The organism is Streptomyces sp. AF1A (assembly GCF_047340315.1).
Classification (GTDB): Bacteria; Actinomycetota; Actinomycetes; order Streptomycetales; family Streptomycetaceae; genus Streptomyces.
Map to the genome: position 1 here is coordinate 1 of NZ_JBLEBI010000093.1, position 25,259 is coordinate 25,259.

Here is a 25,259-nt window from a genome sequence, read left to right on the forward strand (position 1 = left end):
GCCGAGGCGTTGGCCGAGGCCCGCGAGGCGCACGCGGAGCTGCAGGAGGCCCACCGTGCGGCCGAGGACGCGGCCGGCGGCTTCGAGGAGATCTCTGCGATGCTCCGCGACCTGCTGCGCGAGCACGTCCCCGAGGAGGAGCAGGAGGAACCGGAGCCGTACCCCGGCAGCCTGGAGGAGGCGCGGCACTCCGCCGCCGAGGCCCGCCGCTCGCTGCGCGGCTGCGCCGCCGATCTGTCCGCCGCCGAGGCGGCCGTGCGCGAGGCGAGCGACGTGCTCGTCCGGCACGCCAACTCCACACGCTACGAACAGGTCCGCACCCCCGCCCGGCAGCAGATCCGTGAACTGCCCGCGTCCACGCTGCCCGAACACGCGCAGAAGTGGGCGGACGCGTTCGCGCCGCGCCTGCGCGTGCTGACCGACGAGCTGGCGCAGCTGGAGCGCAACCGCGACTCCATCGTGGACCGGCTGCGCGGTCTCGTGGAGTCGGCCCTGGCGACGCTGAGGTCCGCCCAGCGGCTGTCCCGGCTGCCCGAGGGGCTGGGCGAGTGGTCCGGCCAGGAGTTCCTGCGCATCCGCTTCGAGGAGCCCGACCAGGCCACCCTCACCGAACGGCTCGGCGAGGTCATCGACGAGGCCACGCGCGCCGCCGTGAAGAAGAACTCCGACCTGCGCCGCGACGGCATGTCCCTGCTGCTGCGCGGCGTCGCGGCCGCGCTGCAGCCCAAGGGCGTGGCGGTGGAGATCCTCAAGCCGGACGCCGTGCTGCGGGCCGAGCGGGTGCCCGTCGGGCAGATGGGCGACGTCTTCTCGGGCGGTCAGCTGCTGACGGCGGCCATCGCGCTGTACTGCACGATGGCCGCCCTGCGCTCCAACGACCGGGGCCGCGACAAGCACCGCCACGCGGGCACGCTGTTCCTGGACAACCCGATCGGCCGGGCCAACGCGACCTACCTGCTGGAGCTCCAGCGCGCCGTGTCCGACGCGCTCGGTGTGCAGCTGCTGTACACCACCGGCCTGTTCGACACCACCGCGCTCGCCGAGTTCCCGCTGGTCATCCGCCTGCGCAACGACGCAGACCTCCGGGCGGGCCTGAAGTACATCAGCGTGGAGGAACACCTCCGGCCCGGACTGCCCCAGCAGCCCCAGGCCGGAGAAGCGGTGCACAGCGAGATCACGGCGACACGGATGTTCCGGAAGCCGGCGTGATCCTCAGCGGTCCGGCTCGGCCCGCGTGACGTGTCGCGGGTCGACCTCGGGCTTGTCCCGGTGGTCCCTGGCCCGCAGCCGAACCGTGCCGCGCGCCGTCGCCTCGGTCACGTTGGGGGCAGACGGAACGCCCGCCTCCCACCAGCTCCGACTACGGCACGGACCTCGTGCCGCATGACAGGCCTCCACTGTTGCGCACTGCACGATGGGTTGCGCGATGCGGACGTGTTGAGAAGGGCATCACGGGGTGCGCGCCGCGGTTCGGTGTCCGTGAGTTCGAAGCCCCCGGCTCCTCGGGGTGCTGAATTCCCCGGCCTCGGGGTGCTGAGTTCCCCGGCCTCGGGGTGCCGAGTTCCCGGCCTCGGGGTGCTGGGTACCCAGTCTCGGGTTGCCGACAAGGTGCCGGTCGGGCGCGCACCGGTCAGAAGCCGTATCCCATGCGGCGGGACAGCTCCGCACCGGCCGCCGCGGTCCGCTCGGCCACGTCCGGCAACCGGTCCGGTTTCAGCCGGTACACCGGCCCCGACACGCTGATCGCCGCGATCACCTCGCCGTCGTGGGCCCGCACCGGCGCGGCCACGGCGGCCAGGCCCAGCTCCAGCTCCTCGACCGTGACGCCGTAGCCCTGCTCCACCACGGCCTCCAGCTCGGTCCGCAGTATCGCCGTGCCTGTGATCGTGCGGTCCGTGAACCGGTGCAGCGGGCGCGCCAGCATGCCCTCGCGCAGGGTGGGCGGCATGTGCGCGAGCAGCACCTTGCCGCTGGAGGTGGCGTGCAGCGGGGTGCGTCTGCCGAGCCAGTTCTGCGCGGTCACCGAGGCCGTGCCGCGGGCCTGCATGATGTTGACCGCGGCGTCGTCGTCCAGCACCGCGATGTTCACCGTCTCGCCCAGCTCGTCGGCGACCTCGCGGCAGACCGGGACGCCCTCCTGGGAGATGTCCAGCCGCACCGCCGCCGCCCCCGCCAGGCGCAGTACGCCGGCCCCCAGGTAGTACTTGCCGCGATCCTTCGCCTGGGCCACCAGGCCGCGGTTCTCCAGGACGCCGAGCAGCCGGAACGCCGTGGACTTGTGCACGCCCAGCTCGTCGGCGATCTCGGTGACGCCCGCCTCGCCGTGCCGGGCGAGGATCTCCAGCACGCTCACGGCGCGGTCGACCGACTGCACCGCACTGGCCGCTCCGCGGCCGTTCTGCCTCTCCGGTGCCCGTGTGCTCTCCGTGGTCCCCTCGCCGCGGTCGGACTGCCTCTGCGTGCGGGGCACAACCCTCACCACCCGTCGGCCCGATGAGGGCCGCATCTGCGGAAAGCCTTGACGCGACGGCCGTCCCGGCATTCTGTTGCGCATAGCGCTGAATCGCGCACCATACGAAACATCATGGTACCGAAGTGTCCCGCTCCCGAAGCGGGCCCTGACCACCCGACCCATGGCGGTCGGCCACTCCCCTCAGGGTCGCGTCACCGTCGAGGACGGCGTCGGCCACCTCGCCCGGACTGGACCGGCCCCGCGCCCTCACGCGGGCCCAGCACCAACTCCGGCGGGTGCAGCCGCAGCCGGCCGAGCCGGGCGCGGCTGCTCCGGCGGCCGGAAGAGGCCGGAGACAGTCCCGTCCGGTCAGGAGTGCGACAACTGCCCGGTGCCGCCCCGCCGGCGTATGCGCTCCTGCTCGCGCAGGGCGGCCCGCTCCTGGCGCCGGCGAGCGCGCCGTTCGCGGCGCAGCGCGCGGGCCGTGCTGCTCGGCTCGGAGACCACGCCGTACCGCTGGTTCCACACCTGGCGGGTCACCCACACGTCGACCACGGCCCAGGTGGCCACCACCGTGCTCACCACGCTGCTGATCACCATGGGGAACGCCAGCCAGGACCCGGCCATCGTGCACAGGAACGCCACCATCGCCTGGATCAGCGTCACCGCGATCACGAGGAGCGCCCGCACCGCCGCGGTGCGCACCGGATCCGGCATCGGATGCCGCCGCGCGGGCTCCTCCACCCACAACGGCCGGCACTCTTCGCGCTGTTCGCCCATGGACTCGCCGGCGCGCTGCCGCGACCCCCCATGATCTTTTGCACGGGGACCCCGCCGCGCCACCGGGCGCTCCGCCACACTGCTGCCGGGCCCCTCGCGCCGCTCCGCCGTGCCCATCACCATGTCACTCCCCACCGCCAGCAGACCGCTCGCCCCGATGTCCGAAGACCCCGACTCCCCAGTGGCTGCCCGGCTTGCGCTGTTTTACGCCGCCGGGATGCGAGATGCGGCACCTGTGGCCCATTCCGCCCCCGTTTCCCATGGAGAACGACGAACGACGGCCCGCGAAGATTCCCGATCGGCGAAAAATTCCGGCCAACCGCCCGTCCGTGCCGCCTCGTCCGCTCCCGGACGCCCCGCCGCATCACGGTGGCAATCTCCCGCAATGCCCGGACAACTCGCCCCGGCCTGCCGCCGGTACGCACATTCACCTTCCAGACAGGTCTTCGAGTTGACTGCGAGGCGGTAGTAGGCTCGCGCCGTTTGTTGACGCACATGTGCACCCCCGGCCGGTGGGGGTCGAGCTGGGGGAGGCCATGCGCTTTCGCGGGAAGTCGATCCGCCGGAAGATCGTGGCGCTGCTTCTCGTGCCGCTGCTGTCCCTGACCGCCGTCTGGGGCTTCGCCGCGGTGGTCACGGGACGCGAAGCCACCCGGCTGCTCCGCGTCTCCGACGTCGCCCGTGACGTCGGGCATCCCACCGAGGACATCGTCGGCGTCCTCCAGCAGGAGCGCCGCCAGACCCTCCTCTATCTCGCCGACCCGCGGGCCTCCGACACCCTCACCGCGCTCCAGCGCTCCCGCACCGCCACGGACCGGGCCGTCGCCAGGCTCCGCAGGAACGCAAAGGAACACGACCTCCTCCACGGCGCCGACGCGGGCGGCAACCAACGACTCACCAACGTCCTGGACGCCTTCGACGGCCTCGCCCCGCTGCGCCGCGGCGTCGAGGCCGGCACCGTCACCCGCGCCCAGGCTTTCGACCTCTACAACCGCCTCGTCGACCCCTGCTACGCACTGCTCGCCGGCCTCGACAGCATCGACGACGTCGGGATGGACAAGCAGTCCCGTGCCCTGGTCAACATGAGCCGCGCCCGAGAACTGCTCTCCCGTGAGGACGCGCTGCTCGGCTCCTCCCTCGTCGTGGGCCGGCTCACCCGCGACGAGACCCGCACCCTCTCCGACCTCGTCGCCCAGCGCACGCTCCTGTACGACATCAGCCTGCCGCTGCTGCCCGCCGCGGAGCGCGAACGCTACGAACGCTTCTGGCAGAACGCCGCAACCGCCCCGCTGCGCATGGCCGAACAGTCCGCCATCGACACCGGCTCGGGCGCCCCCCGGGACGTCACTGCCAAGAGCTGGGCCTCCACCGCGTCGAGCGTCCTCGACGAACTCGGCACCCTCGACGACCGGGCGGGCGACCGCTTCCAGCACCGCATGCACCCCGTCGCCCTGGGCGTCATCACACAGGCCGCCGTAGCGGGCCTGCTCGGCCTCATCGCCCTCTTGTTCTCCGTCGTCCTCTCCGTCCGGGTCGGCCGCGGCCTCATCCGGGACCTGCGGCAGCTGCGCCTGGACGCGCACGAGGCGTCCGGCGTCCGGCTGCCCAGCGTGATGCGCCGCCTGTCCGCCGGCGAACAGGTCGACGTCGAGACCGAGGTTCCGCGCCTGGAGTACGACCAGAACGAGATCGGTGAGGTGGGCCAGGCCCTCAACACCTTGCAGCGGGCCGCCGTCGAGGCCGCCGTCAAGCAGGCCGAGCTGCGGGCCGGCGTCGCCGATGTCTTCGTCAACCTCGCCCGGCGCAGCCAGGTGCTGCTGCACAAGCAGCTCACGCTCCTGGACACCATGGAACGCCGCACCGAGGACACCGAGGAACTCGCCGACCTCTTCCGGCTGGACCACCTCACCACCCGCATGCGCCGGCACGCCGAGGGCCTGGTGATCCTCTCCGGGGCCGCACCGTCCCGGCAGTGGCGCCGCCCCGTGCAACTGATGGACGTCGTCCGCGCAGCCGTCGCCGAGGTCGAGGACTACGAGCGCATCGAGGTCCGGCGCCTGCCACGCGTCGCCGTCATCGGCCCGGCCGTCGCCGACATCACCCACCTCGTGGCGGAACTCCTGGAGAACGCCACGGTGTTCTCGCCCCCGCACACCGCCGTTCAGGCCATCGGCGAGCGGGTCGCCAACGGCTTCACCCTGGAGATCCACGACCGCGGTCTGGGCATGACGGCCGAGGCACTGCTGGACGCCAACCTGCGGCTCGCCGAAACCGCCGAGTTCGAACTGTCGGACACCGACCGGCTCGGCCTCTTCGTGGTCAGCCGCCTCGCCCAGCGCCAGAACGTGCGTGTCTCCCTCCAGCCGTCGCCCTACGGCGGCACCACCGCCGTCGTCTTCATCCCCGACGCGCTGCTGAGCGACGAGGTCCCCGACACCAACGGCATCGGCTTCCGCCTGGACCGGGAGCGCCCCGCGAAGGACCTCGGGCAGGCGACGAGCCGGGGCGCCGGTCGCTCCCGGGTGCCGCTGCAGCTGCCCGGCTTGCCGACCTCCCTGCTGGACGGCCCCGTGGAGCTGGAGGCGCCCGTCGATCTCGACGTCCTGGACGACTTCCCGGGCACCCTGGCGGACGAGGACAGCGAACGCGGCGGACTCTTCCGCCCCCGCCGGTCCCTCTCCCGTGTCGGTGACCCGGCCGACGACCCCGCCGACGACCACACGGCCTCCCGGCCTCCAGACCGCCCGGCACCCGAGGAGAGTGGCGAGCACGGCCCCGTGCCGCTGCCGCGGCGGCAGACACCGAAGCTGGTCAGCTCGCACGGGAAACCGGTCACCGAGCCGCGCACCCGACGCACCGGACCGGACCGAGAGACCCCTGCCGGCCCGCAGCGCGCCGATGCGGGCCCGGCGCCGCTGCCCCGCCGCCGCGGTACGGCCGCCGGCCGCCCGGCCGAGCTCACCCAGCACGTCCCGCCCGACGGCGCGGACGAGGCACCCGGGGCCCCGGCCCTGCCCCGGCGGATCCGCCCCACGCCGCCCGCCTCGGGCGTCCCGGCCGGCCCCACCGGCGACACGGGGGAGCCGGAAGCCGGGCCACTGCCCCGGCGGGTACGGCAGGCCAGCCTGGCCCCCCAGCTCAAGCAGGACACCGAACGACGCACCGAGCCTGCGGCACAGCCCGCCGACCGCGACGCCGAGGAGGTCCGCAGCCGGATGGCCTCGCTCCAGCGCGGCTGGCAGCGCGGCCGCAAGGAGAACGCCGCGGGCGACGGCGCCCGGAACGGCACAGCACAACGAACGACTGAGGGGGACGGACGATGACCGCACCGAAGGCGACCGACCACACCGTGACCGGCAAGGGGCAGCTGAACTGGCTGCTGGACGAATTTGTCGACCGGGTCGCCAGCATCCGCAAGGCCGTCATCCTGTCCGGCGACGGACTGCCCACGGGCGTTTCCAAGGACCTGACCAGGGAGGACAGCGAGCATCTGGCCGCCGTCGCGTCCGGCTTCCACAGCCTCGCCAAGGGCGTGGGCCGTCATTTCGAGGCGGGCAGCGTCCGGCAGACGGTGGTGGAACTGGACGACGCGTTCCTGTTCGTCACCGCCGCCGGGGACGGCAGCTGCCTCGCCGTGCTCTCCGACGCCGACTCCGACGTCGGGCAGGTCGCCTACGAGATGACGCTCCTGGTCAAGCGGGTCGGTGTGCATCTGGGCACCGCTGCGCGCACCGATGTGCCCGCAGGCGGGTAGTGGAAAGGCATGAGCGCAGTCGGTCAGGCAGGAAGCCACTGGTTCGACGACGAGGCGGGACCGGTCGTCCGTCCGTACGCCATGACGCGCGGCCGCACGACGAGTGCGGCCCAGCACCGCCTCGACCTGATCGCGGTGGTCGTCACGGAGAGCGACGCCGGCGACCCGGAAACGGATCCGGCACTGTCCCCCGAGCACATGGAGATCCTGGGACTGTGCCGGGGCACCCCGCAGTCGGTCGCCGAGCTCGCCGCGGAGCTCGACCTGCCCCTCGGTGTGGTGCGCGTCCTCATCGGCGACCTCGTGCACGCGGAACTCGTCCATGTCACGCGCCCGGTACCCCCGGCCGAACTGCCGGACGAGAGTATTCTGCGCGACGTGATCAACGGCCTCCGGGCGCTGTGACCGGCGCGGAAGCGGAGTAGCGACGTGACAGGCTGGCAGTTCTGGGTCGACCGAGGCGGCACCTTCACCGACATCGTCGCGCGCCGCCCGGACGGCCGGCTGCTCACCCACAAACTGCTCTCCGACAACGTGGCCCGGTACGACGACGCGGCCGTCGCCGGCGTCCGCGCGCTCCTCGGCGACTCCCGGGAGCCCGTCGACGCGGTCCGCATGGGCACCACCGTCGCCACCAACGCACTCCTGGAGCGCAAGGGCGAACGCACCCTCCTGGTCATCACCCGCGGTTTCCGCGACGCCCTGCGCATCGCCTACCAGAACCGGCCCCACATCTTCGCCCGCCGCATCGAACTGCCCGAGCTGCTCGACGAGCGGGTCGTCGAGGTCGACGAACGCGTCGCCGCCGACGGCACCGTGCTGCGCGCCCCCGACCTCGACGCCCTGGCGGGCCCGCTGCGGCAGGCGTACGACGACGGGATCCGCGCGGTCGCCGTCGTCTGCCTGCACAGCCACCTCCACCCGGCGCACGAGCGGGCGATCGGCGAACTCGCCGCCCGCACCGGATTCCCGCAGATCTCGCTGTCCAGCGAGGTCAGCCCGCTGATGAAGCTCGTCCCACGCGGGGACACCGCCGTCGTCGACGCCTACCTCTCGCCCGTGCTGCGCCGGTACGTGCGGCATGTCGCCGACGAACTGCGGGGCGTGCGCCTGATGTTCATGCAGTCCAACGGCGGGCTGACGGAGGCCGGTCAGTTCCGCGGCAAGGACGCCATCCTCTCCGGCCCGGCAGGCGGCATCGTCGGCATGGCGCGCATGTCCCAGCGCGCGGGATTCGACCGGGTCATCGGCTTCGACATGGGCGGCACCTCCACCGACGTCTCGCACTTCGCCGGCGAGTACGAACGCGTCTTCACCACCCGGATCGCGGGAGTCCGGCTGCGCGCACCCATGCTGGACATCCACACCGTCGCGGCAGGCGGCGGCTCCGTCCTGCACTTCGACGGCTCCCGCTACCGGGTCGGCCCCGACTCGGCCGGCGCCGACCCCGGCCCCGCCTGCTACCGGGCCGGCGGCCCGCTCACCGTCACCGACGCCAACGTGATGCTCGGCCGCATCCAGCCCGGCCACTTCCCGGCCGTCTTCGGACCCGGCGGCGACCAGCCCCTGGACGCGGGCCTCGTCCGCGACCGGTTCACCGCCCTCGCCCGCGAGATCCACGAGCACACCGGCGACGAGCGCACCCCCGAACAGGTGGCCGAGGGCTACCTGCAGATCGCCGTCGCCAACATCGCCAACGCGGTGAAGCGGATCTCGGTCCAGAAGGGCCACGACATCACCCGGTACGCCCTGACCACCTTCGGCGGGGCCGGCGGCCAGCACGCGTGCCGGGTCGCCGAGTCGCTCGGCATCCGCACCGTCCTCGTACCCCCCATGGCCGGTGTCCTCTCCGCGCTCGGCATCGGCCTCGCCGACACCACCGCCATGCGCGAACAGTCCGTCGAGGCCCCGCTCGAGGCCGCCGCCATGCCCGGCGTCCGCAAGACGGCGGACGACCTGGAAGCCGCCGCCCGCGCCGAACTCGTCGCCGAGGACATCCCGGAGGACCGCATCCGGGTCACCCGCCGCGCGCAGGTCCGCTACGACGGAACCGACACCACCCTCACGGTGGAACTGACCGAGCCGGACGCCATGAGGTGCGCCTTCGAAGAACGTCATCGCGCCACGTACTCCTTCACGCTCGACCGTCCGATCGTCGTCGAAGCCCTCTCCGTCGAAGCCACCGGCATCACCGCACCCCCCGATCTCTCCGCCCTCGCCCCGTACGAGGGCCGGCCCGCCGCGCCCGACACCGTCCGCCTCCACACCGGCGGCTCCTGGCGCGACGTACCCCTGCACCGCCGCGAGGCCCTTCCCCCCGGCGAGGCCGTCACCGGACCCGCGATCATCACCGAGTCCGGCGCCACGACCGTCGTCGACGACGGCTGGCGGGCCGTGGCGACCGACGACGGGCATCTGGTCATGGAACGCGTAGCGGTCACGGAGAGTTCCGATCTCGACACAAAAGTCGACCCGGTTCTCCTCGAGGTCTTCAACAACCTCTTCATGTCGATCGCCGAGCAGATGGGCGCCCGGCTGGAGTCCACGGCCCAGTCCGTCAACATCAAGGAGCGCCTGGACTTCTCCTGCGCCCTGTTCGACCCGGACGGAAACCTGGTCGCCAACGCCCCGCACATCCCCGTCCACCTGGGCTCCATGGGCACCAGCGTCAAAGAGGTGATCCGACGCCGGGGCGCCTCGATGCGACCGGGCGACACCTACGCCGTCAACGACCCGTACCACGGCGGCACGCACCTGCCCGACGTCACGGTGATCACCCCGGTTTTCGACACCGACGCCCCCACCGACACGCAGAGTCACCCGAAGATCCTCTTCTACGTGGCCTCGCGCGGCCACCACGCCGAGATCGGCGGCATCGCCCCCGGCTCCATGCCCGCCCACAGCCGCACCATCGACGAGGAGGGCGTCCTCTTCGACAACTGGCTCCTCGCCGAGAACGGCCGCTTCCGGGAGGAGGAGACCCGCCGCCTGCTCACCGAGGCACGGCACCCCTCCCGCAACCCGAGCACCAACCTGGCCGACCTGCGCGCGCAGATCGCCGCCAACCAGAAGGGCGTCGACGAAGTCCGCCGCATGATCGGCGAGTTCGGCCTCGACGTCGTCCAGGCCTATATGCGGCACGTCCAGGACAACGCCGAGGAGGCCGTGCGGCGCGTCATCGACGCCCTCGACGACGGCGAGTACGCCTACGAGACCGACTCGGGCGCCGTCATCCGCGTCCGCGTGCGCGTGGACCGCGTCGAGCGGCGCGCCACCATCGACTTCACCGGCACCTCCGCGCAGCTCACCACCAACTTCAACGCCCCCTTCGCGGTCGTCAACGCGGCCGTCCTGTACGTCTTCCGCACCCTGGTCGCCGACGACATCCCGCTCAACGACGGCTGCCTGCGCCCGCTGGACATCGTGGTGCCGCCCGGCTCCATGCTCGCCCCCGAGCCGCCGGCCGCCGTCGTCGCGGGCAACGTCGAGACCTCCCAGGCCATCACCGGCGCCCTCTACGCGGCGCTCGGCGTCCAGGCCGAGGGCTCCGGCACCATGAACAACGTCAGCTTCGGCAACGAACGCCACCAGTACTACGAGACCGTCGCCTCCGGATCGGGGGCGGGCGACGGCTTCCACGGGGCCGATGTCGTGCAGACCCACATGACCAACTCCCGGCTCACCGACCCCGAAGTCCTCGAGTGGCGGCTGCCGGTGAGGCTGGAGGAGTTCGCCGTGCGGCGGGGGAGCGGTGGCGCCGGACGGTGGCGCGGCGGCGACGGCGCCGTGCGCCGCATCCGTTTCCTGGAACCCATGACCGTCTCCACCCTCTCCCAGCACCGCCGTGTGCCCCCGTACGGCATGGCGGGCGGCGAACCCGGAGCGCTCGGCGCGAACCGGGTGGAGCGCAACGACGGCACGGTCACCGACCTCGGCGGCAGCGGCTCCGCGGACGTCGGCCCCGGCGACGTACTCGTCATCGAAACCCCCGGTGGCGGCGGCTACGGCCCGCCGTCCCCCGAGCCCCGTCAAGCAGGAGAAGAGATCGATGGTCCTCGGGCGTTCTGAGCCTGGCAAGCACCCGGTCGAGCCCGTGACGCTCAAGGTCCTGGTGGCCGGCGGCTTCGGCGTCGGCAAGACGACCCTGGTCGGCGCGGTCAGCGAGATCAGGCCCCTGCGCACCGAGGAACTGCTCACCGAGGCCGGGCGCCCGGTCGACGACACCAGCGGTGTGGAGGGCAAGCACACCACCACCGTCGCCATGGACTTCGGCCGGATCACCCTGCGCGAGGACCTGGTGCTGTACCTCTTCGGCACGCCCGGGCAGGAACGGTTCTGGTTCATGTGGGACGAGCTGTCCGCGGGCGCGCTCGGTGCCGTCGTCCTCGCCGACACGCGCCGCCTGGAGGACTGCTTCGCCGCGGTGGACTACTTCGAGCGGCGTTCCATACCCTTCCTCGTCGGCGTCAACTGCTTCGAAGGAGCCCCCCGTCACCCGGCGGACTCCGTTCGCCGGGCACTCGACCTGGACGACGAGGTACCCGTCGTGTTCTGTGACGCCCGGGAGCGGGAGTCCGTCAAGGAGGTGCTCATCGGCGTCGTGCAGCACGCCATGGAGTGCGCCGCCGGCCGCCGCCAGCCCGTCACCGGCTGACCGGCGGGCACGGCCCGCACCCCGCCGACCGGGGCACGGGCCGTGGTTCGGTGAGAAGCACGCGCGCGTGCGGCGACTTCTACGCGTCGTCCGCTTGCAGCCAGCCGAAGCTCTTCTCCACCGCCTTGCGCCAGTTGCGGTACTCGCGGTCGCGCACCGACGTCTCCATCGCCGGCGTCCACTCCGCGTCCTTCTGCCAGTGCGACTTCAGCTCGTCCAGGTCGTTCCAGACGCCGGTCGCCAGGCCGGCCGCGTAGGCGGCGCCCAGACAGGTCGTCTCCGACACCCGCGGCCGGATCACCGGCACGCCGAGGACGTCCGCCTGATGCTGCATGAGCAGATTGTTCTTCGTCATGCCGCCGTCGACCTTCAGCGTGGTGATCCGCACCCCGGAGTCCTGGTACATGGCGTCCACGACCTCGCGGGTCTGCCAGCTGGTCGCCTCCAGCACCGCGCGCGCGAGGTGGGCCTTCGTGACGTAGCGGGTCAGGCCCGTGACGACCCCGCGTGCGTCGGAGCGCCAGTACGGTGCGAACAGGCCGGAGAACGCCGGCACGATGTAGGCGCCACCGTTGTCCTCGACGCTCGCCGCCAGCGTCTCGATCTCGTCGGCGGTGCGGATGATGCCGAGCTGGTCGCGGAACCACTGGACCAGCGCACCCGTGATCGCTATGGACCCCTCCAGGCAGTACACCGGCGCCTCCCCGCCGATCTTGTAGCCCATCGTCGTCAGGAGCCCGCTCTTGGACGGCACCGGCCGGTTGCCGGTGTTCAGCAGCAGGAAACTGCCGGTGCCGTAGGTGTTCTTGGCGGTGCCGACGTCGTAGCAGGCCTGCCCGAACACGGCGGCCTGCTGGTCGCCCAGCGCGGAGGCCACGGGCACCCCGGCGAGCTGCCCGACCGCGGTGCCGTAGACCTCGGCGGAGGACCTGATCTCGGGCAGGACCGCCTCGGGCACGTTCATGGCGGACAGGATGGCCGGGTCCCACTGGAGGGTGTCGAGGTTCATCAGCATGGTGCGCCCGGCGTTGGTGACGTCGGTGGCATGCCGGCCGCCGTCGGTTCCGCCGGTCAGGTTCCAGATCAGCCAGGAGTCGATGGTGCCGAAGGCGATCTCGCCGCGTGTGGCGCGCTCCCTGAGCCCGGGCACGTGGTCCAGCAGCCAGGCCGCCTTGGGTCCGGAGAAGTAGCTGGCCAGCGGCAGGCCGGTCTGCTCGCGGAAGCGGTCCTGCCCGTCCGCGCCGCCCAGTTCGTTGCACAGCCCGGCGGTGCGGGTGTCCTGCCAGACGATGGCGTTGTGCACGGGCTTGCCCGTGGCGCGGTCCCACAGGACCGTGGTCTCCCGCTGGTTGGTGATGCCGAGCGCGCTCAACTGGTCCGCGCGCAGCCCGGCCTTGGCGAGCGCGCCGGCCACCACGGCCTGCACCTTGGACCAGATCTCGGTGGCGTCGTGCTCCACCCAGCCCGGCTTGGGGAAGATCTGGCGGTGCTCGCGCTGGTCGACGGCGACGATCGCGCCGCTGTGGTCGAAGACGATGCAGCGGCTGGACGTGGTGCCCTGGTCGATGGCGGCGACGTACTTCTCGACGGTGTCCGTCATGGCTGTCCCTGGGTCGCTGGGTCGGGTCGCTGGGTCTGAGGGCCGCGAGGGAAGCGGCGTACCGTGATCAGAAGGCCACGTGGTAGATGAGGCCGGCGAGTGCTCCGCCGATCAGTGGGCCCGCGACCGGGATCCAGGCGTAACCCCAGTCGGAGGTGCCCTTGTTCGGTATGGGCAGGAAGGTGTGCACGATGCGCGGGCCGAGGTCACGTGCCGGGTTGATGGCATAGCCGGTGGGGCCGCCGAGGGAGAGCCCGATCCCGACGACCAGCAGCGAGACGATCAGCACGGTGGTGCCGGACTCGCCGAGCCCCCTCGTCAGCCCGAAGGCGAGGATGGGCAGCACCAGCGACACGGTCGCGATGATCTCGGTGACGAGGTTGGCGACCGGATTGCGGATCTCCGGGATCGTGGAGAAGATCCCGAGCGTCGGCAACGGCTCGTCCGCGGTTCCCTCGGTGGTGCCCTCCTTGCGCGTGTTGGCCTGGAACTGGGCGAGATAGGCCAGGTACGCCAGTACGGCACCGAGCATCGCGCCCACGATCTGTCCCAGCAGATACACCCAGACCTTGCCCCACTTGCCGGTGTCGACGGCGATGCCGATGGTGACGGCCGGGTTGATCTGACCGCCGGAGAGCGGCGCGGCGGTGTACGCGCCGGCGAGCACACCGAAGCCCCACCCGAACGCGATCACGATCCACCCCGAGGCCCGTGCCTTGGAGTATCTGAGGGTGACGGCGGCGCAGACACCGGCACCGAAGAGGACCAGGATCGCGGTGCCGATGACCTCGCCGACGAATATGTCTCCATTGCTCATGGCGGCTCCCTTGGCGCCGGTGCGGGGCGATCGGCCCCGGCCCTGTCGTGCAGGACGGTTCCCTTGGCGACTTCAGCCGAAGGCGGGGAGGTTCCGCGCCCCGCCCGGCATCAGCGACGAGCGTGCCGTGGCAGCCGGATCGCCGGGCAGGGACGGGCGGTCGAGCAGGACAGACCCGTGGCACAGTGCCTGATAACGCCGAGAATGTACGACGATGTCGGCTGACACCGGGAAGTGTTCACCGGCGTCACGGGGGCGTCAAGGTTGCCGGCGGCGACGGTGACAGCGACCCTTCAGTCGGCCACCGCCTCAACGAACGTATACGGCAGGGCCGTTCAGAGCTCGCCGGTAGCGCACTGCGCCTCGTGGGTGACCGGCCGCCCGCCCGCCGACGAGCGTGCGTCGCGCACGGCGGACCAGTGCATCGAGCGCCTCCCCGCCCGTCGGCACCAGGAAGCCGCCCCGCCGACATGGCCCACTCGCGCGCGCCCGGCGACCGTCTGCTCCGCGCTCGCCCCACCGACCGGATCAGCTCGGCGTCCACGGTGAAACCGGTGCGGCCTGCCGCTCATCTCACCGCGACCACCGACGAACCATGCCCGAACAGCCCCTGGTTGGCGGTGATCCCCACGCGTGCCCCGGATATCTGGCGGTCGCCCGCGGCGCCCCTCAACTGCCAGGTCAGTTCGCAGACCTGGGCGACGGCCTGCGCCGGCACGGCCTCACCGAAAGCGGCGAGGCCGCCACTGGTGTTGACGGGTGTCCGACCACCGGGAGCCGTCGCGCCCTCCCTCACGAGCTTGGCCCCCTCGCCCTCGCCGCACAGCCCCAGATCCTCGTACCACTGCAACTCCAGGGCCGTGGACAGGTCGTAGACCTCCGCCAGGGACAGATCCTCGGGACCGATGCCGGCCTCCTCATAGGCGGTCCGGGCGATGGACGTGCGGAACGTCTCGTCCGCGGGCTGCACCGCGACCGCCGAGTCCGTGGCGATGTCCGGCAGGTCGAGCACCGTGTTCGGGAAGCGCGGGGTCACCGTCGACACCGCTCGGATCCGCACCGGCCGGTTCGCGCCGTGCCGCCGTGCGAACCCCAGGCTCGACAGCACCAGCGCCGCACCGCCGTCGGACGTGGCGCAGATGTCGAGCAGCCGCAGTGGATCGGCGACCACGGGTGAGGCGGCGACCTCCTCGGCGGTGACCCGCGTGCGGTAGCGGGCGTACGGATTCAGCGCTCCCATGACCGAGTTCTTCACCTTGACCAGCGCGAAGTCCTCCGGGGTGTCGCCGTGGACGGCCATCCGCCGCCGCGCGTACAGCCCGAAGTACGCCGGATTCGTCGCCCCGAGCAGCCGGAAGCGCAACCAGTCCGGATCGTCGGGACGGTCTCCGCCCGCGGGCCGGAAGAACCCTTTGGGCGCGGCGTCCGCGCCGGCCACGAGGACGACGTCGGCGAGGCCGGCCAGGATCTGCGCCCGTGCTGTCGCGATCGCCTGTGCCCCGGACGCACAGGCCGCGTAGACACTGGTGACCCGGGCGCCCTGCCAGCCGAGCGCCTTGGCGAACGCCGCCCCCGCGACGTACCCGGGATATCCGCCGCGCACCGTGTCCGCGCCCACGATGGAGCCGACGTCCCGCCAGCCGATGCCGGCGTCTTCGAGCGCCGCACGCGCAGCCGCCGCCCCGTACTCCACGAAGCCGCGCCCCCACTTGCCCCAGGGGTGCATGCCCACGCCGAGCACCGCCACATCCGCCGTCATGCCGTCACCCCCGTCGGCCGCCAGTGCCAGATCGTCCAGGTCGTGTCCGCGTTCTCATGGAGCACGCCCGGGACGGCCTGCACCTCCATGCCCACCGTCAGATCGGCGACGGTGACCCCGGGAGCCGCCTGTCCCAGCACCACGATCCGCTCGGACTCCAGCTCCACCGCGATCAACGCGTAGGGCTCCCAGGGAAGTTCCGGATTACTCACATAGGGTGACGGTGGACGGTATCTGCTGTCGGTGTACGACCAGATCCGCCCCCTTGGGGACAGGGAGACCTCCTCGAGGACGCCGCCCGCGCAGTGCGGGTTGCGGCAGTGGGCGTCCTCGCGCGGGAAGAAGACCGAGGCACAGGACGAGCACCGGGTGCCCAGAAGCCGGAAGTCGTCGCCCTCGCCGGTGAACCAGCCCGCCACCGCGGGTTTCCGTGTGTGCGGCAAAGCCCCTCCCCGTTGCCTCGACCTGACGGAGCGTCAGAAGTGTGTCACGCCGCGGCGCAAAAGAGCAGGGCATGTCCGGAGAACCGAACGGCCGCGATCGGCGTCGTGGTACGTGAGGGGCGGCCGGGGCCGACGGGGGTGGTTCCGGCCGCCCCTCACGCGGTCGGACCGCTCAAGGGTGCGTCACTTCCGGAAGACGTCCCTCCCGTGATCGGATACAGTCCGCGCGTGTCCGAAAATCACCGACCAACTGCCAAATCCGTGCCGGGCTCGCACTGTTCGAGCTGCGGAGCGCCCTATGGAGAGGGCGTTTCCGGCTGGCCGCGCACCTGCCCGTCCTGCGGGACCGTCGCCTACCGCAACCCGCTGCCGGTCGCCATCGCGCTCCAGCCCGTGTACGACACCAAGGGCACCGCCCTCGTCGTCATCACCCGCACCGTCGCCCCCGCACGCGGAGGCACGGCCCTGCCCGGCGGCTACATCGACGACCGCGAGGACTGGAAGCATGCCGTCGTACGCGAACTCAAGGAGGAGACCGGCATCGACGCCGCCGCGCGCGACGTGCGGCTCGTGGACGCCATGAGCTCGCCCGACGGGCACCTGCTGCTGTTCGGACTGCTTCCGGAACGCCCGGCCGAGGGACTGCCCCCCTCCGGCCCCACGGACGAGACCGAGGGCTGGCACCTCCTGCGCAGGCCCGAGGAACTGGCCTTCCCGCTGCACACCATCGCGGCGCGGGCCTGGTTCGAGGGCCGGTACATCTGACGCGCGCGGCTCAGCCGAGCCCCCGGACGCGCACCGGGCAGGACGGCTCACTCGCGCCGTCCTCCCCTTCGCGCGTGACCACCACCTGCCGGCCCTGCCGGCGGACGACGTAGCGTTCGATCTCCGGTTCGTCCCACCCGTCGCCCGCGTCCGGCACGACCAGCCCGCCCCCCGTACGACCGCGCGCGGGAGCCCACACCTCCAGCTCCAGCCCCCCGTCGGCGCGGCGCACCGGCACCACCGCGCCCGCACGCGCGAGCACCGGTATCCGGGACAGGGGCGCGTCCACGAGAACCTGCCCCGGTCCCTCGTACGCCTGCTCGGTCACCGTGTCGTACCACCGGCCGCGCGGCAGACGCACCGCGCGCCGGTCGGCACCCGGCTCCAGGACCGGAGCCACCAGCAGACCGTCGCCCAGCAGAAACGTGTCCTCGCAGTCGCGCAGCGACCGGTCCTCCGGCGCCCCCCACCACAGCGGACGGACGTACGGAGCCCCCGTCCGCCGGGCCAGATGCGCCAGCGTCACGAAGTAGGGCAGCAGTCGCCGGCGCTCCAGCAGCGCCACGCGCGCGTGCTCCAGCACCTCCGGGCCGAACTCCCACGGCTCCCTGCGACCCGCCCGCAGACTCGCGTGCGTGCGGAACAGCGGCAGATACGAACCGAGCTGGAACCACCTGAGGTACAGCTCCGGCGACGGACTGCCGTCGAAACCGCCCACGTCCGGCCCCGAGTACGGCACCCCGCACAGCCCGAGTCCCAGGACCAGCGACAGGGAGGCCCGCAGTCCGGGCCAGCCCGTCGCCACGTCCCCCGACCAGGTGCCGCCGTAACGCTGGACGCCCGCCCAGCCGGAGCGCGTGAACAGGAACGGCCGCTCCTGAGGCGCAAGCTCGCGCAATCCCTCGTACGCCGCACGCGCCATGCACAGCGCGTACACGTTGTGCGCTTCCCGGTGATCGCCTCCGCGCCCCTCCAGCGCGTGCCGGGCGGAACGCGGCAGCGTCGGCTCACCGAAGGCGTGGAACGACGTCGGCTCGTTCATGTCGTGCCAGAACCCGGAGAAACCCTGACCGAGCCGCTCCTCGTACAGCCCGCCCCACCATGAGCGCACGCGCGCGTGCGTGAAGTCCGGATACACCGACTCGCCGGCCCACACCACACCCAGCACCGTCCGCCCCGAGGCGTCCCGCACGAACGCGTCCACGGCCGCCCCGCCGTCGTACACGGAGTTCCCCGGCGCCGCCTTCACGGCCGGATCGACGATCGACACCAGCCGGACACCGCTGCGCCGCAGCTCCTCGGCGAGAACGGGCAGCTTCGGGAAGCGCTCCCGGTCGACGGTGAAGACCTGATGGTCGTCGTAGTGGTCGATGTCCAGATGAACGGCGTCCAGGGGCAGATCGCGCTCCTGATAGCCGGCGACGATCCGGCGTACCTCCTGCTCGCTGCCGAAGCCCCACCGCGCATGGTGGTGGCCCAGCGCCCACGCCGGGGGCAGCGCGGGCGCACCGGTCAGGGACGCCCAGGTCTGCAGCACGCGCGCGGGAGTGCCCACCATCACCCAGCAGCGCAGCGGACCGCCGTCCATCCGCACCTCGCAGCGCCCCACCTGGTCGTGCCCGGACCCCGCGCCCTCCTCGCCCTCCCGCAGGACCACCGTGCCGTCCCAGGTGGTGTCGTGGAAGAGCAGATGGGTGCCGGCATCCGCCACCACCAGCTGCACCGGCATGGTCAGATACAGCGGATCGTCGTCCGGGGCGAACGCACGCCCGGGATCGGTGTTCCACAGCCGGTACGTGCCGTCCCGCAGCCGGGGACCCGACGCCCGCCCGCCCAGGCCGAAGAACCGGGCGTCGGCCGCCACCTCCGACCGCTGCATCCACCTCGCCGTGCCCCCGTCGACGGGCTCCCACCAGCGCGGCGGAAGGTCCCGCCGCAGGGTGACCCCGCCCGGGGTGCACACCTCCACCGCACCGTGCCGCGAGACGACGACCGTCACGCGCTCGGCGACCACCCGCCAGCCACCGTCCTTGTCCGGCTCCAGCACCGCCCGAGGATCCGGTTCGGGACAGCCCCCCGTGAGCGCGTACGACGGCTGCGGGCCCGACCCGTCCCAGCCCCAGAAGACGGCCCCGTTCACCGTCACGGTGATGCGCAGCTCGGACCGGCTGAACCGGATCACACCGCCCCCCGGCCCCGGCTCCACGCTCTCCACCTGGCCCGGAACCCGTGCACGCTCGGCACCCCGCCGCGGCAGTCCGGCCGCATCGATCCGCCTCCGGCGCCACGCTGCCCGCACGGTGCGCAACCCCAGAGCACCCCTCCCCGAGCCGACCACCCTCACCGAACGCACCAGGTCACGACCGTCCATGCTGCTCACCCTGTCACCCAGCGCCCCGCGCCGGCGTGTCGTTCAACTGCCGTTCACCCATGCCGGGACCACATCTTCGCGACACGGACTATGTGGGGCGCACCCTGGTGCAGAAGTCGATCACATGGCATCGTCCCTGTCAGCCGCGTCACGCGCACACCCCAGCCCGTGCGCGGACCGACGCACACGACGCGCACAGTCCGGGAGCCGCACATGTCGACCGCGAACCCCCAGCCGCTCTGGCAGCCCGATCCCGAGCGGATCGCCGAGGCACGCATCACCAAGTTCCAGGCATGGGCCGCCGAACACCACGGGGCTCCGGCCGAGGGAGGCTACCCGGCCCTGCACCGCTGGTCCGTCGAGCAGCTGGACACCTTCTGGAAAGCGGTCACCGACTGGTTCGACGTACGGTTCTCGACGCCCTACGCGCGCGTGCTGGGCGACCGCGCCATGCCCGGCGCCCAGTGGTTCCCGGGAGCCACCCTGAACTACGCCGAGCACGCCCTGCGCGCCGCCGCCGACCGCGCGGACGAACCAGCCCTCCTCCACGTGGACGAGACCCACGAACCCCGCCCGGTGACCTGGTCCGAGCTGCGCCGCCAGGTCGGCTCCCTGGCCGGCGAACTCCGCGCCCTCGGGGTACGCCCCGGCGACCGCGTCAGCGGCTACCTCCCCAACATCCCGCAGGCCGTCGTCGCACTCCTCGCCACAGCCGCCGTCGGCGCCGTCTGGACCTCGTGTGCCCCCGACTTCGGCGCCCGCAGCGTCCTCGACCGCTTCCAGCAGGTCGAGCCGGTCGTCCTGTTCACGGTGGACGGCTACCGCTACGGCGGCAAGGAACACGACCGCCGGGAGACCGTCGCCCAGCTGCGCCGCGAGCTGCCCACCCTGCGCGCGGTCGTCCACATCCCGCTCCTCGGCACCGACGCACCCGAAGGCGCCCTGGAGTGGTCGGCCCTGACGGCCGCCGACGCCGAACCCGTCTTCGAGCAGGTGCCCTTCGACCACCCGCTGTGGGTGCTGTACTCCTCCGGCACGACCGGCCTGCCCAAGGCCATCGTCCAGTCCCAGGGCGGCATCCTGGTCGAACATCTCAAGCAGCTGGGCCTGCACTGCGACCTCGGCCCCGAGGACCGCTTCTTCTGGTACACCTCGACCGGCTGGATGATGTGGAACTTCCTCGTCTCCGGCCTGCTCACCGGAACGACGATCATCCTGTACGACGGCAGCCCCGGTTACCCGGACACGGGCGCGCAGTGGCGGGTGGCCGAACGCACCGGAGCCACGCTCTACGGCACCTCCGCCGCCTATGTCATGGCCTGCCGCAAGGCCGGCGTCCACCCGGCCCGGGACTACGACCTCTCCACGGTGCAGTGCGTCGCCACCACCGGCTCGCCGCTCCCGCCCGACGGATTCCGCTGGCTGCACGACGAGGTCCGCGACGACCTGTGGATCGCCTCGGTCAGCGGCGGCACCGACGTCTGCTCCTGCTTCGCCGGAGCCGTCCCCACCCTCCCCGTCCACACCGGCGAGCTCCAGGCACCCGGCCTCGGCACCGACCTGCAGTCCTGGGACCCCAGCGGCAAACCCCTCATCGACGAGGTCGGCGAACTCGTGGTCACCAATCCCATGCCGTCCATGCCGATCCGCTTCTGGAACGACCCCGACGGCGAGCGCTACCGGGAAAGCTACTTCGACACCTACCCCGGGGTCTGGCGCCACGGCGACTGGATCACGCTCACCTCACGCGGCACCGTGATCATCCACGGCCGGTCCGACTCCACCCTCAACCGGCAGGGCGTGCGCATGGGCTCCGCCGACATCTACGAGGTGGTCGAGCGGCTGCCCGAGATCAAGGAATCCCTGGTCGTCGGCATCGAACAGCCCGACGGCGGCTACTGGATGCCCCTGTTCGTGCACCTCGCTCCCGGCGCCGTCCTGGACGAGGCCCTCCAGCACCGGATCAAGCAGGCCATCCGCGAACAGCTCTCCCCCCGCCACATCCCCGACGAGATCATCGAAGTGCCCGGCGTCCCGCACACACTCACCGGCAAGCGCATCGAGGTACCCGTCAAGCGCCTGCTGCAGGGCACGCCGCTGCACAAGGCGGTCAACCCCGGCTCCATCGACGACCTCGGCCTGCTCGCCTTCTACGAGGAACTGGCCCGCAAGCGCGCCTGACCGCCGGCGCCTCACCCGACCCCAGCGGCCCCGGACGTCACCGAGCACGGCGACGTCCGGGGCCGCCGTCCCCTTCCGCCGCTCTCCCGTCGTGACCAGCGGATTCAGTGCCGACCGGCCCACGCCGACCTCCGTTGTCAGTGCCGCCGGTTACTGTGAGTGAGCATTGATCGACTGCGTACAGGGGGAAACATGGCGCACACCGACGACCGGACCATGCGACGCGCACTGCGCCGGGAGATCGCCGGCACCATCGGCCTGCTCACCGACGAACACGACTTCCGTGCCATGCGGCGCTACCGGAGCTTCACCTTCGACGACCACACCACCTACCTCCAGCAGATCGAGGCCGTCCTCAAAATCCGCGCAGCCCAGGGCGGACACACCAGCCTCGCCCTCTTCGACCCCGAGGAGTACGCGGAATTCTGCGCCGAGACCGGCCTCGACCCCGACCTCCCCGCAAGCCGGACCCGGTTCACCGCGGAACTCGCCGCCACCGGACCCACCATCCCCTACGACGGCAGCCCGCTCACCGCACTCGTGCCGGCCCTCGTCGACGAAGCGGTACGCAAGGCCACCTGGGAGTACGCCACCACCCTCCTGACCCGCCTCGGCCCCTGCCCGACCTGCGGTGAGGACATCGGCCGGGCGGCCTTCAACCGCGCCTCCGACCTGCTCGTCCGCATCCTCGACACCGCACCGCCCGGCGAGCGCCACCTCGTCTGCAGCGTCGCCGGACCACCCGACACCCTCGTCTCCGTCCTGCACGCCGACCAGGACACCGACGGCGACACCCGCCTCGACGAGGCCGAGGCCCTGGAATTCACGAGCGTCCTCGCCCTGGGCCTCGCGACCCGAAGCCCCGGTGGACTCGTCCTGCGTGCCACCGCACCCGGCACGCCAGACCGCGTCCACGGCTGGCGGCTGCGCGGTGGCCGCCTCGAACCGCTCACCGCCTCCGAGGTGTTCGACGCCTACTGCACCGACGTCGAATCCGGCGACCTCATCTCTCCCGAACCCGGCGTCGACTACTGCGAGCCACCCGATCTCGGAGAGGACGGCGCCACGGAAGGACACCACCACTGACCGCCTCCCGAAGACGCCGAACGCACCAGGGGCGTCCCACCCGGAGGCGGGACGCCCCTGACCCGGCCACCACGGGCGCCGGTCCGACTACTCGCCGGACAGCACCGCCTGAGCCGCGCTGCGCGCCTCCTCGGCGCTGTCCGCAGCACGCGCGGCCGATGCGGCCCGCTCGCACTGCGCCAGCGTGTACTTCGCCAGCGTCGCCCGGACATACGGAATCGACGCGGCACCCATGGACAGGGAGGTGACACCCAGGCCGGTCAGCACACAGGCCAGCAGCGGATCGGACGCGGCCTCACCGCACACACCGCAGCTCTTGCCCTCGGCCTTGGCCGCCTCGGCGGACAGCGCGACCAGGTCCAGCAGCGCCGGCTGCCACGGGTCCTGGAGCCGTGACACCGCGCCCACCTGGCGGTCCGCGGCGAACGTGTACTGCGCGAGGTCGTTGGTCCCCAGGGACAGGAACTCGACCTCCTGCAGGATCGATCGCGCCCGCAGCGCGGCCGACGGGATCTCGACCATGGCCCCGAACTTCGCCTGCAGCCCCGCGGCACGGCAGGCGTCCGCGAACGCCTTCGCGTCCGTGCGGTCCGCCACCATGGGCGCCATCACCTCGAGATAGACGGGCAGCCCCTCGGCGGCCCGCGCCAGCGCGGTCAGCTGCGTGCGCAGGATCTCGGGATGGTCGAGCAGCGTCCGCAGGCCACGCACACCCAGCGCCGGGTTCGGCTCGTCCGAGGGAGTCAAGAAGTCCAGCGGCTTGTCCGCACCCGCGTCCAGTACCCGCACGACCACACGGCTCTCGGGGAACGCCTCCAGCACCTGGCGGTAGGCGGTCACCTGCTTCTCCTCGGAAGGAGCGTTCTTGCTGTCGTCCAGGAACAGGAACTCGGTGCGGAACAGACCGACGCCCTCGGCCCCGGCCTCCACGGCTGCGGGCACGTCCGCCGGGCCGCCGACGTTGGCCAGCAGCGGGACCTTGTGCCCATCCGCCGTCACCCCCGGCCCGGTCGAGGCCGCCAGCGCGGCCTTCCGCTCCTCGGCCGCGGCCTCCAGCTCCGCCTTCTTCTCCTCACTGGGGTTCACGAAGACATCACCGGTGCTGCCGTCGACGGCGATGACCGCGCCCTCGGCCAGTTCGCCCGCACCCGGCAGAGCCACGACGGCCGGCACGCCCAGCGCCCGGGCCAGGATCGCGCTGTGACTGGTCGGACCGCCCTCCTCGGTCACGAAACCGAGCACCAGAGACGGGTCCAGCAGCGCCGTGTCGGCAGGAGCCAGATCGCGCGCCACCAGGACATAGGGCCGGTCGCTGTCCGGGACGCCCGGCATCGGCACGCCCAGCAGCCTGGCGACGATACGGTTCCGCACATCGTCGAGGTCGGCCACCCGGCCGGCGAGGTACTCACCGGCGCCGGCCAACAGCTCCCGGTACGCCGCGAACGCGTCGTACACGGCTCGTTCGGCGGTGCTGCCGACGGCGATCCGCCGCTCCACGTCCGCCATCAGCTCGGGGTCCTGGGCCATCATGGCCTGCGCCTCGAGCACCGCCTGGGCCTCGCCCCCCGCCAGGTGGCCGCGCGCCATCAGGTCGGCGGCCACGGCATCCACGGCCTGGCGGGCGCGCCCCTGCTCCCGCTCGGCCTCCTCGGCGGGGATCTGCTTGGCCGGCGGCTCCAGCACCGCCGTGCCCATGTGCCGAACCTCGCCGATCGCCACGCCATGGCTCACGCCGACGCCTCGCAGCGTTGTCTCCATCTCACCCGTCTCCGATAGTGCGGCGGGCCCGCCGCCGCGGTCGTTGTCCAGTTCGCCGTCCTGTGACGGCACTGCCGTCAGCTCCAGGAGAAGAGACTGTCGCCGGGCTTCACGTCACTGCTGTCGCGGAGCTCGGAGAGGGAATCGGCCGTGGCTTCCAGCGCCACCACGGGGCACACCGGGGACTTGCCGGCGGCCTCCACCGCGGCGGGGTTCCAGCGCACGATGCCCTGGCCGCGGGTCACGGTGTCGCCCTTGTGCACGAGCAGCTCGAAACCCTCGCCGTTGAGCTGGACCGTGTCGATACCGAGGTGCGTGAGCACCCCGTGTCCGCTCTCGTCCACCACGACGAAGGCATGAGGGTGCAGGGAGACGATGACGCCGTCCACGGGCGCCACTGCCTCGGAAGGCTCTCGCACTGGGTCGATCGCGGTACCGGGGCCGACCATGGCCCCGGAGAAGACCGGATCCGGCACTGCGGCCAGTCCGATGGCGCGTCCGGCGAGCGGGGACGTCACGGTGGTCATGGGAGCCTCCCAGAGGTGGAGCTGCTCACGGGCCGTCACTGGCTGACCCGGACGGCGCACTGAGCAGCAGGGTATGTCATGTGAAGTGGCGGTTCCGGATGGAAGCTATCAGCTAGTGGTCTAGACCACCAACCCGGCGGATTTGCACCCGCTTCAAGACCCCGTGTACAGTCGTACTCCCGCTTGAGGCGAGGCGGCGCGAAAGCGCTCGCGGCTCAGCGGTACCCAAACTCGTCGGATCCTATCTCTGGATCCCCTTCTGCATGTCTGCAGGGGGGTGGTCAGAGAGGTGGAAAAACCCTGATAGAGTTT

17 protein-coding genes and 1 pseudogene are annotated in these 25,259 nt (G+C 71.9%); 9 read left to right on the forward strand and 9 right to left on the reverse strand.

The window, feature by feature from the left end:
* Positions 1–1,209: pseudogene (locus ACLU3S_RS22855) on the forward strand (hypothetical protein); the annotation flags it as partial.
* A 421-nt stretch (positions 1,210–1,630) separates the two neighbouring features.
* Here the strand turns inward: ACLU3S_RS22855 and ACLU3S_RS22860 are convergent.
* On the reverse strand, positions 1,631–2,374 hold the full coding sequence (locus tag ACLU3S_RS22860; protein ID WP_413953795.1) for an IclR family transcriptional regulator: 744 nt from the start codon (positions 2,372–2,374) through the stop codon (positions 1,631–1,633).
* A 447-nt stretch (positions 2,375–2,821) separates the two neighbouring features.
* Positions 2,822–3,349 carry a hypothetical protein gene (locus ACLU3S_RS22865; RefSeq protein ID WP_413953811.1) on the reverse strand — a complete coding sequence of 176 codons (528 nt, stop codon included), beginning with the start codon at positions 3,347–3,349 and terminating at the stop codon, positions 2,822–2,824.
* A gap of 419 nt (positions 3,350–3,768) precedes the next feature.
* Between ACLU3S_RS22865 and ACLU3S_RS22870 the strand changes: the two genes are divergently transcribed.
* Genes ACLU3S_RS22870 through ACLU3S_RS22890 form a run of 5 tightly spaced genes read left to right on the forward strand, consistent with a single transcriptional unit; the run spans position 3,769 to position 11,640 of the window.
* Complete coding sequence (locus ACLU3S_RS22870; protein WP_413953796.1) at positions 3,769–6,555, forward strand: nitrate- and nitrite sensing domain-containing protein; 2,787 nt, start codon at positions 3,769–3,771, stop codon at positions 6,553–6,555.
* Positions 6,552–6,986, forward strand: a complete 435-nt coding sequence (locus ACLU3S_RS22875) for a roadblock/LC7 domain-containing protein (RefSeq protein WP_413953797.1) — start codon at positions 6,552–6,554, stop codon at positions 6,984–6,986. The genes ACLU3S_RS22870 and ACLU3S_RS22875 overlap by 4 nt, the downstream gene beginning before the upstream one ends.
* Before the next feature lie 9 nt (positions 6,987–6,995).
* A complete protein-coding gene (locus ACLU3S_RS22880) occupies positions 6,996–7,391 on the forward strand; it encodes a DUF742 domain-containing protein (protein WP_413953798.1) in 396 nt (131 codons plus the stop codon).
* A gap of 24 nt (positions 7,392–7,415) precedes the next feature.
* Positions 7,416–11,054 carry a hydantoinase B/oxoprolinase family protein gene (locus ACLU3S_RS22885; RefSeq protein WP_413953799.1) on the forward strand — a complete coding sequence of 1,213 codons (3,639 nt, stop codon included), beginning with the start codon at positions 7,416–7,418 and terminating at the stop codon, positions 11,052–11,054.
* Complete coding sequence (locus ACLU3S_RS22890) at positions 11,035–11,640, forward strand: GTP-binding protein (protein WP_413953800.1); 606 nt, start codon at positions 11,035–11,037, stop codon at positions 11,638–11,640. Before ACLU3S_RS22885 ends, ACLU3S_RS22890 begins: the two co-directional genes overlap by 20 nt.
* 79 nt (positions 11,641–11,719) lie before the next feature.
* Here ACLU3S_RS22890 and glpK read toward each other — a convergent pair whose 3' ends face one another.
* The 4 genes from glpK to ACLU3S_RS22910 all read right to left on the reverse strand — a co-directional run bounded on the left by glpK (position 11,720) and on the right by ACLU3S_RS22910 (position 16,259).
* The gene (gene glpK, locus ACLU3S_RS22895; protein ID WP_413953801.1) at positions 11,720–13,240 is read right to left on the reverse strand and encodes a glycerol kinase GlpK; all 1,521 of its coding nucleotides are present in this window, start codon (positions 13,238–13,240) and stop codon (positions 11,720–11,722) included.
* Positions 13,241–13,307: 67 nt separating this feature from the next.
* Positions 13,308–14,057, reverse strand: a complete 750-nt coding sequence (locus ACLU3S_RS22900) for an MIP/aquaporin family protein (RefSeq protein ID WP_413953802.1) — start codon at positions 14,055–14,057, stop codon at positions 13,308–13,310.
* 568 nt (positions 14,058–14,625) lie between these two features.
* Positions 14,626–15,816 carry a lipid-transfer protein gene (locus tag ACLU3S_RS22905; RefSeq protein ID WP_413953803.1) on the reverse strand — a complete coding sequence of 397 codons (1,191 nt, stop codon included), beginning with the start codon at positions 15,814–15,816 and terminating at the stop codon, positions 14,626–14,628.
* A complete protein-coding gene (locus ACLU3S_RS22910) occupies positions 15,813–16,259 on the reverse strand; it encodes a Zn-ribbon domain-containing OB-fold protein (protein ID WP_413953804.1) in 447 nt (148 codons plus the stop codon). Before ACLU3S_RS22910 ends, ACLU3S_RS22905 begins: the two co-directional genes overlap by 4 nt.
* Positions 16,260–16,487: 228 nt before the next feature.
* Here ACLU3S_RS22910 and ACLU3S_RS22915 point away from each other — a divergent pair, with 228 nt between their 5' ends.
* Positions 16,488–17,024, forward strand: a complete 537-nt coding sequence (locus ACLU3S_RS22915; protein WP_413953805.1) for an NUDIX domain-containing protein — start codon at positions 16,488–16,490, stop codon at positions 17,022–17,024.
* Between the two features lie 10 nt (positions 17,025–17,034).
* Here ACLU3S_RS22915 and ACLU3S_RS22920 read toward each other — a convergent pair whose 3' ends face one another.
* Positions 17,035–19,395 (reverse strand): glycoside hydrolase family 31 protein, encoded by a 2,361-nt coding sequence (locus ACLU3S_RS22920; protein WP_413953806.1) that lies wholly within the window; start codon positions 19,393–19,395, stop codon positions 17,035–17,037.
* A gap of 213 nt (positions 19,396–19,608) precedes the next feature.
* On the opposite strand from ACLU3S_RS22920, the gene ACLU3S_RS22925 reads away from it, so the two are divergent.
* Both ACLU3S_RS22925 and ACLU3S_RS22930 read left to right on the forward strand, forming a co-directional pair.
* Positions 19,609–21,576, forward strand: a complete 1,968-nt coding sequence (locus ACLU3S_RS22925) for an acetoacetate--CoA ligase (protein ID WP_413953807.1) — start codon at positions 19,609–19,611, stop codon at positions 21,574–21,576.
* A gap of 192 nt (positions 21,577–21,768) precedes the next feature.
* Entirely contained in the window at positions 21,769–22,662 is an 894-nt protein-coding gene (locus ACLU3S_RS22930; protein WP_413953808.1) for a hypothetical protein, read from the forward strand.
* Positions 22,663–22,749: 87 nt separating this feature from the next.
* On the opposite strand, the gene ptsP is transcribed toward ACLU3S_RS22930, so the two are convergent.
* On the reverse strand, positions 22,750–24,420 hold the full coding sequence (ptsP, locus tag ACLU3S_RS22935) for a phosphoenolpyruvate--protein phosphotransferase (protein ID WP_413953809.1): 1,671 nt from the start codon (positions 24,418–24,420) through the stop codon (positions 22,750–22,752).
* A gap of 77 nt (positions 24,421–24,497) precedes the next feature.
* On the reverse strand, positions 24,498–24,947 hold the full coding sequence (locus tag ACLU3S_RS22940; RefSeq protein WP_413953810.1) for a PTS glucose transporter subunit IIA: 450 nt from the start codon (positions 24,945–24,947) through the stop codon (positions 24,498–24,500).
* Positions 24,948–25,259: the final 312 nt, after the last annotated feature.

Coding starts and splice junctions, on each gene's coding strand:
- ACLU3S_RS22920 (WP_413953806.1), bottom strand. CDS start 19,395: ATGGACGGTCGTGACCTGGTGCGTTCGGTGAGGGTGGTCGGCTCGGGG.
- glpK (WP_413953801.1), bottom strand. CDS start 13,240: ATGACGGACACCGTCGAGAAGTACGTCGCCGCCATCGACCAGGGCACC.
- ACLU3S_RS22870 (WP_413953796.1), top strand. CDS start 3,769: ATGCGCTTTCGCGGGAAGTCGATCCGCCGGAAGATCGTGGCGCTGCTT.
- ACLU3S_RS22890 (WP_413953800.1), top strand. CDS start 11,035: ATGGTCCTCGGGCGTTCTGAGCCTGGCAAGCACCCGGTCGAGCCCGTG.
- ACLU3S_RS22880 (WP_413953798.1), top strand. CDS start 6,996: ATGAGCGCAGTCGGTCAGGCAGGAAGCCACTGGTTCGACGACGAGGCG.
- ACLU3S_RS22940 (WP_413953810.1), bottom strand. CDS start 24,947: ATGACCACCGTGACGTCCCCGCTCGCCGGACGCGCCATCGGACTGGCC.
- ACLU3S_RS22930 (WP_413953808.1), top strand. CDS start 21,769: ATGGCGCACACCGACGACCGGACCATGCGACGCGCACTGCGCCGGGAG.
- ACLU3S_RS22925 (WP_413953807.1), top strand. CDS start 19,609: ATGTCGACCGCGAACCCCCAGCCGCTCTGGCAGCCCGATCCCGAGCGG.
- ACLU3S_RS22905 (WP_413953803.1), bottom strand. CDS start 15,816: ATGACGGCGGATGTGGCGGTGCTCGGCGTGGGCATGCACCCCTGGGGC.
- ACLU3S_RS22900 (WP_413953802.1), bottom strand. CDS start 14,057: ATGAGCAATGGAGACATATTCGTCGGCGAGGTCATCGGCACCGCGATC.
- ACLU3S_RS22875 (WP_413953797.1), top strand. CDS start 6,552: ATGACCGCACCGAAGGCGACCGACCACACCGTGACCGGCAAGGGGCAG.
- ptsP (WP_413953809.1), bottom strand. CDS start 24,420: ATGGAGACAACGCTGCGAGGCGTCGGCGTGAGCCATGGCGTGGCGATC.
- ACLU3S_RS22865 (WP_413953811.1), bottom strand. CDS start 3,349: ATGGGCACGGCGGAGCGGCGCGAGGGGCCCGGCAGCAGTGTGGCGGAG.